This is a genomic window from Candidatus Cloacimonadota bacterium, assembly GCA_011372345.1.
Taxonomy (GTDB): Bacteria; Cloacimonadota; Cloacimonadia; order Cloacimonadales; family TCS61; genus DRTC01.
Window position 1 is genome coordinate 1 of record DRTC01000380.1, and the last position, 7374, is coordinate 7374.

The window sequence follows — 7374 nt, forward strand, 5'->3', positions numbered from 1 at the left end:
AGTTCCCGACGATTTTCCGGAAACCTGGATTTTGGGAACATCCGGTGAAGAAGCAGACTGGTTTTTTGAAGTAAATATTGGCAGAGCGATTTTGGAAGATGCATCCGAAATCGATAACTGGTTGAATAAAACAATCAGTTATGAGGATTTTAGTTGTTCAGAAAATTATCTGAAAACATCGACCCTTGTCGGTCAATATTTAGGATATACTGCCTACGGTGGAACAGCGATGGACGAGATTGCTATGTTCCTGCCTGAATTTAACCATAACAGACTATACCAGATGAATGGAACATATTCCAAAGCAAATGTTGTGGATGCTATCAATAACGGAACACATATCATTTCACATCTTGGTCATGCGAATTATCTCCGCGTTTTTGATATTTATGATGGAGATGTGGATACATTGCTGACTAACACTGATTATTGCTTTGTTTACACGCAAGGATGTCATACCGGACGCTATTACGGTCTCGAGTGCATTGCAGAATCATTTCTAAAAAGAGAACATGGAACTTTTGCTTATATCGGAAATACTCATTACGGATTTTATAGTTCCTATAAAGATCAAGGAGCAAGCCAGCTTTTTGAGAGAGAATTCTTTGATGCAATCAGAAACGAGGGAATTACAAATCTGGGAAATGCCAATTACGATTCCAAAGAAGATTTAGCAGGAATAATCGGACCGACTGGTGCCCGACGCTGGGTTGGTATGGATCTAACTCTTTTTGGAGATCCGCATTTATCTCTTCATCTGGATGTTGGAGATGTCTCTGCAGAACAAACAAATGGAAATGAAATTACAATTTCTTATGAGGAAAATCCTGGCACTGGAGCAGATAATTATGAGAATTACAATATTTATGAAAGAGATGAACCTGATTCGACAATTGGAATCATTAGTTGTTCCGTAAATGGAAATAATGTTGTTTTATATTTGGAAGAAGATTTAAAAGAGGGAATCCCATATAATGTAGAAATCTCGAATGTTTCGCAAATCACAAATCCAACCATCAGACCTATAGATGTTTTATCCAACATCATCGAATTAAGCATCATAACTCCAACAACCTGGCCTGCTGAAGATGGTCCGTATTATATTTATGAAGACTTGATCGTTAAAGGAAGCAATCTGACGATCGAAGCAGGAACTGAGATAAAAATGTATCAGGGAAAGGAAGTTGTCGTTTATGATAATGGTTGGCTGAAAGCAAATGGAACTGAAGATGAAAAAGTAGTTTTTACTTCTTATGATGATTCAGATAGAGCATCAAACGGAGATTGGTTAGATATTTTCTTTTATCGAGATGCAGACCATGATAATTGTGAGATTGATCATTGTTTGATCGAGTATGCGACTACCGGAATCTGGCTGGATTCGACTTCGACCGCGACGATAAAAAATACGAGCATTATTTATACGAAAGAATCAGGGATTTATTCATATTGTGCCAATCCAACCATTGAAAATGTCATTGTTGCTTTTGCCAGCGGTTCTGATAATAATCACGGATTTTATTTTGAAAATTCTGAACCTCAAATAAATAATATTGTCAGTTATGAAAATGATTATTATGGAATTTATGCCGCAGATTCATCAAATGTTGTTCTTAATAATTCTATTATTTACGGAAATATTGCAGGAAGTATTTTGAATGATTCATCATCGGTGCTCATCACTTATTCCGATCTTGAAGGAGGATTTTTCGGAGCTGGAAATATCGACGAAGATCCTTTGTTTGCAGATCCGTCTAATAACGATTTTTTCCTGCAATCCGATTCTCCATGTATTGATACTGGTGATCCTGACTTTCCTCGCGATCAGGATGGAACCAGAGCAGATATGGGAGCGATCTATTATCCCCACCTTTTTGATTTTACGGCTGATAAGATGTTCGGATACGATAGTTTGGAAGTTACTTTTACGGATCTGACGGAAAGAGAAATCACAAACTGGTCATGGGATTTTGACAATGACGGAGTTTATGATTCTTTCGAGGAATCTCCAACTTTTTCTTATACACAACCTGGAGTTTACAGCGTTAAAATGAAGATCGAAAAAACTGCCTGGTCCGATACTTTGACCAAAACTAATTTTATCGTTATTCAGCAATCGCAATTAGATCCTCCTGAAAACTTGACGATCACAATCGATAGTAATGATGTTTTTTTGGAATGGTCTGCTATCGATACAACAAGATTTGATAATTCCAGGAATGAACTTTTTTATCTGATCTATTATTCCGATAATCCTTACGATAGTTTTGATTTTCTCGGTTATACAATTGGAGAAACAACTTCCTTTACTCACCAGGATATTATCCCCTCGAATGATTGCATGTTTTATCAAATAATAGGATATGCTGGAACTTTGGAAAGAATGTATGAATTTATCGAGAGAAATAAGATCGGGAAACTTGAAAAATTGGAATTATTTCAAAAAGACTAAGAATTGTTTCGAATTTAATTTTGAGTTGACACTCAAGTTTGTTTTTAATTTTTCGGAACAAATCAAAAAAGGAGATTTATATGGATAACATTTCAATTGCACCGGAAGGAACAAAGTATAATTTACCAACAGAAGAAGAAGGTGTTCAGGAAAAGAAGAAAGTTTTAGAAATTACAGAACAGCAAAGAAAATTAGGAAGAAAGATCGTAGCAGTGCAGGGAATGGGATTTGTCGGTTGTGTGATGGCAATCGTGGTTGCAGATGCAGAAAATGAGAAAGGACATCCAATTTATTATGTTCACGGTCATCAAAGACCTTCCAAGCGATCATTCTGGAAAGTTCCTGTTATCAATACCGGAAAACCCCCAATCAGTTCTTCAGATATGGAAGTTCCGGAACTTTTTGAGCGATGTGTAAATCAAAAGAAAAATTTTAGAGCAACATGGCATGATATAGCTTATGAAGTTGCGGATGTTGTGGTTGTCGATATTCAGCTTGATGCGACCAAACCAGCATTTGGTGAAGCAGAGAAAGGATATTGTGATGTTACGCATTTCAGGGATGGAATGCGAACTTTGGGTCAACATATAAAGCCTGATTGTTTGGTTCTGGTAGAGACAACAGTACCTCCCGGAACGAGTGAACGAATCGTTAAACCGATCATCGAAGAGGAATTCAAAAAAAGAGGAATAGATGTTGAGAAGTATCCTCCCTTAATCGCACATTCTTATGAAAGAGTCATGCCCGGAGCAAAATATGTCAAATCTATCCGTGACTTCTGGAGAGTCTATTCCGGTGTAAATAAAGAAAGCAAAAAAAGAGCCAGGGAATTTTTAGATGATGTTCTGGATACAGTGAATTATCCGATCACAGAATTAGAAAATACAAATGCTTCAGAAATGGCAAAGGTAATGGAAAATTCTTACCGTGCAACTAATATCGCTTTGACTCTCGAATGGGCGAGATTTGCTGAAAAAATCGGAGTCGACCTGTTTAAGGTCAGAGATGCGATTCGCAAAAGAAAAGGAACTCATGATAATTTATTGCGACCAAGTTTAGGAGTAGGAGGTTATTGTCTGACCAAGGATCCTGTTCTCGCAAACTGGTCAATGAAGGATGTTTTTGAGATCGATGATGAATTATCCTTGGCTGTGAATTCCGTAAATATAAACGATACAATGCCGATCCATACGATTGATCTGATCAAAGAAGAATACCCGGACTTGAAAGATGTAAATGTAACTGTTCTCGGTGTTTCTTACCTGGAAGATGTGGGGGATACAAGACATTCTCCTTCTTATACTCTGGTTCGATTATTGAGAGAATTTTGGGCGGAAGTAACATGTCACGATTCTTATGTAGAATTTTGGGCGGAACTGGAGACAGAAAAAGTCTATAATGATTTGGATAAAGTTCTTCCTGAGGCAGAAGTTGTTATTTTTGCTGTTGGTCATTCCGAATATAAAGAAATTGAACCTGAGGAATTAGTGAAAAAATGTGGAACTAAACCTTTGATCATCGATTGTTCTAACTTCTTAAGCGATGAAAAGATCAAACAATATCTTGATTTAGGCTGTAAAGTCAAAGGTATTGGGAAAGGGCATATTAAGAATTTATAGTTGGTTCCTGATGTTTCAGTTTATGAAAATTATTCTGTTTTTGGAGTAGTTTATATTTTTAAAAACATTTTTCTTGACGGTATAGCTTTAATTTTTAATTTTATGCTGTTAGCGTTTTGAATAAGAGAATAGAAAATTGGAGGTAATTATGAAGATCGCAAGATTAGTCGTGATCATGATGGTAACTATGCTGATTTTAGCAGGTTGCGGAGGAAAATCCGGAACACCTAAAGGTGTCGAAAAAGTTTATTATCCGGGTTGGTGGAGAACACAGGATTCTCCGGATTATGTGTTCACTTACGGAGTGGGAGAGAAAGTTTCCCAAAATTCATCATTTGATGCTGCCAAAGCTAATGCTATGCTGGAAGCTGCCCAATATGTCGAATCTTATGTTCAGGGTATGGTTAAGAATTATGAAGAAGAAGCCGGAGTGAATAATCCGCAAGTTCTGGCTGTCGTAACCAAGGTCGTTAAAGATGTCGCCAAAGCAAAATTTACTAATACATTAGTAAATCAGCAGGAGACCTTGATCGTTGATACTGATGCCGGCAAACGGTACAAAACTTTTGTCAGAGTAAGTATTCCCAAAGATTCCATCAACAAGAATATGCTCAATAAGATCAAAAATGAAGAAGCTCTTTACAACCAGTTCAAAGCATCGCAGGCTTTTGATGATTTAGAAAAAACAATGGAAAAATACGACGAGTAAAAGACGATTTGTTTTTTTGAAAAGACGGCTCCAAACGAAGCCGTCTTTTTAATAAACATCAGCCAATCTCCAATTTTCCTCGCTCCAACATCTCATAAAATCCCACGGCATTATTTTTAGAAACATTCCCTTGAGGAATTTCCAATAGTCTAAATTTATTTTGAAATCCATAAAGCTGATATTCGATGACATCTCCCGCATTCACATTCGAACTTGATTTCGCAATTTTATCATTTATCTTAACAAGATTTTTATCACAAGCTTTCTTGGCGATACTCCTGCTCTTTACTAAACAAAGTTTATTCAATAACTGATCTATTCGCATTTATCCTCTATCCAAGCAAGACTCGACTTGCTATGAAGTGCAAGTTAAGAATTGCAACAATTTGCTTTCCCATTAACATCCTAACCATAAAACATTTAACTTTCCGAATCTTAATTTTATGAATATCTTTATGGGAAGCTTCGGAAATGCATATTTCACTCGATCTTCAATCCTTTGAAATAACCGCATTCCTTGATTCCGGTGTAACTGAAAAAAGCAATTCCGGCAAATTTCTGTTTGCGGGAAATATCGATTTTCTCATTTATTTTGGAAACTGGATAAGAACAATTTTTACTCCATGCTTTTAATCCAACAACAATTTTATTTTTCAAATTAAAAGTGGAAACCGTATCGATAACAGTCTTAAAATCCTCATCTTTTGTTTGATATGCCATCAAATAGGCTCTATCGACAAAACCTTCCTGTAACCATTTTTTCCAATTTTGGGAATATATTTTCTCGGCTTTATCCACCTTGGAAATTACAGCTGCTGTCAGTTCTGTATTAGGAGAAACCGTTTTTATCGCATTATTAAGTTTTTGGATAAAACTGCAGATTTGATCTTCTTTCCAATTTTGCCAGGATTCTGCATCCTGAAATTTTATCTGCTCTTGATAGTTTTTATAAGCGATTTTGTTATAGCCGAATTCTCGATCAGGATAACGAATATAATCGAGCTGAACTCCGTCTATTTCGTAATTCACCACAATATCCATCACCACCTTAAAAAGATATTCCTGAACTTCCGGAATTCCCGGATCGAGATAAGCTCCTTCGAGAATGTTGTTTGGCATCGTTTTCCCGGTAAAATCTGCTGTGATCCATTCCGGATGCTGATAATAAATGTGTTCGGGATCGATATTTTCAAGCTTGTGAGGAGTAATAACATACATCGTCAGCCAGGCATGAACTTCGATATTTTTTGTTTTAGTTTTTTCTACGAGATAATCAAGCGGATCAAAAAGAGAATCTTGAAGTGTGTAACTTCTTTTTTCGGAATTTGTGTAGGTTGAATCTGTTTTATTTGGAAAATACATTGCATCACCGCGATAACGAACTTCTGCCAGAATTTGATTTAGATTATTTTCTTCTGCATCCTCGATCAGAACATCGATTTTTTCAGGAGTTTTCAAATCCCAGATCGGAACCCAGATAGCACGGATTTCAGCGTTCAAGGGAGAGAAAATAAAGAGAAGGAAACAGGAGAAAGGAAATAGAAGACGGGAAAAGGTAGAGGGAATAGTGAGATTTGAAATTAGAAATTTGAGATTTGTCATTTTTCTTTTCGGTGTCTTTCGGTGTTTTCTGTCTGCCCCGAAGTAAAGGAGTGAAGCCGGAGGGTGAATTTTTTAGTTTTCATTCATGTTCTTTGTGGCGAAATTTTCTTACCATTGCGAAGGTCAAGCAAGAAGATTTTCTCTGGAAGTAACCATTCGCAAGGTTTTCTTCTGTGTCTTTCGGTGATTTTCAGTGTTTAATTTTTTCGTGTTCATTCTTGTATTTAGCGGTTAAAATTTCCTTGATTTCGCAATTGCACGAACCGTCAGACAGCACAATTTCCAACAATTCCTTTTCATCCAATTTATGAACGGAATTCAATATTTTAGTTCTTTGTCTTGCCAGGCTATAACCTCTTTTCATCGCTTCAAAAGGAGATAGTTCTTTCAATTGTTTACTTAAAATATTCAACCTGTTTTTTGATTTGTAAATGCTTTGCTGAAAAAGATGTTTCAATTTCAAAGACGCTTCATCGAGTCGTTGCTGAAAATTTTGCAGGATAAATTTGGGATGATATTGACTTAATTTATTTTCCAGATCAAGTAGAATTAGTTTATTTGCATTTATGTTTCGTAAAGAAGATTGCCTAATTCGATTTGAGAAGTTTTTAATTTTGTTTAGAAGTTCGATTCTATCGGGAACAGCGAGTTCAGCAGCAGCAGATGGAGTCGGAGCACGCAGATCGGCAACAAAATCAGAGATGGTGAAATCAATCTCGTGACCGACAGCGGAAATGATCGGAATTTCGGATGCAAAGATCGTTCGTGCCAAATGCTCATCATTAAAGCAAAAAAGGTCTTCCTGCGAACCTCCGCCGCGACCGATGATGAGAACATCGACTTTTTCCTCTTCATTGAAAAACTTGTTGAAAAACTTGTTGAAAAACTTGATTCCTTCGATGATTTCAGGAGCAGCTTTTTCTCCCTGCACAGTTGCCGGATAGAGAAAAATCCGACAAGGATATCTGCGAGAAATTACATTCCGAATATCC

Annotated in this window: 6 protein-coding genes; 3 read left to right on the plus strand and 3 right to left on the minus strand. The window is 36.7% G+C overall.

What is annotated here, in order from left to right; genetic code table 11:
* The 3 genes from ENL20_07390 to ENL20_07400 all read left to right on the plus strand — a co-directional run.
* On the plus strand, positions 1-2452 hold a 2452-nt coding region (locus tag ENL20_07390; protein HHE38382.1), incomplete at its 5' end, for a PKD domain-containing protein.
* An 80-nt stretch (positions 2453-2532) separates the two neighbouring features.
* The gene (locus ENL20_07395; protein HHE38383.1) at positions 2533-4071 is read left to right on the plus strand and encodes a nucleotide sugar dehydrogenase; all 1539 of its coding nucleotides are present in this window, start codon (positions 2533-2535) and stop codon (positions 4069-4071) included.
* Positions 4072-4258: 187 nt separating this feature from the next.
* The gene (locus ENL20_07400) at positions 4259-4780 is read left to right on the plus strand and encodes a hypothetical protein (protein HHE38384.1); all 522 of its coding nucleotides are present in this window, start codon (positions 4259-4261) and stop codon (positions 4778-4780) included.
* 58 nt (positions 4781-4838) lie between these two features.
* On the opposite strand, the gene ENL20_07405 is transcribed toward ENL20_07400, so the two are convergent.
* The 3 genes from ENL20_07405 to ENL20_07415 form a co-directional block, all read right to left on the minus strand.
* Entirely contained in the window at positions 4839-5105 is a 267-nt protein-coding gene (locus ENL20_07405) for an RNA-binding protein (GenBank protein HHE38385.1), read from the minus strand.
* Between the two features lie 155 nt (positions 5106-5260).
* The gene (locus ENL20_07410) at positions 5261-6382 is read right to left on the minus strand and encodes a hypothetical protein (GenBank protein ID HHE38386.1); all 1122 of its coding nucleotides are present in this window, start codon (positions 6380-6382) and stop codon (positions 5261-5263) included.
* 190 nt (positions 6383-6572) lie between these two features.
* A partial coding sequence (locus tag ENL20_07415; GenBank protein HHE38387.1) for an exodeoxyribonuclease VII large subunit occupies positions 6573-7374 on the minus strand: 802 nt, incomplete at its 5' end.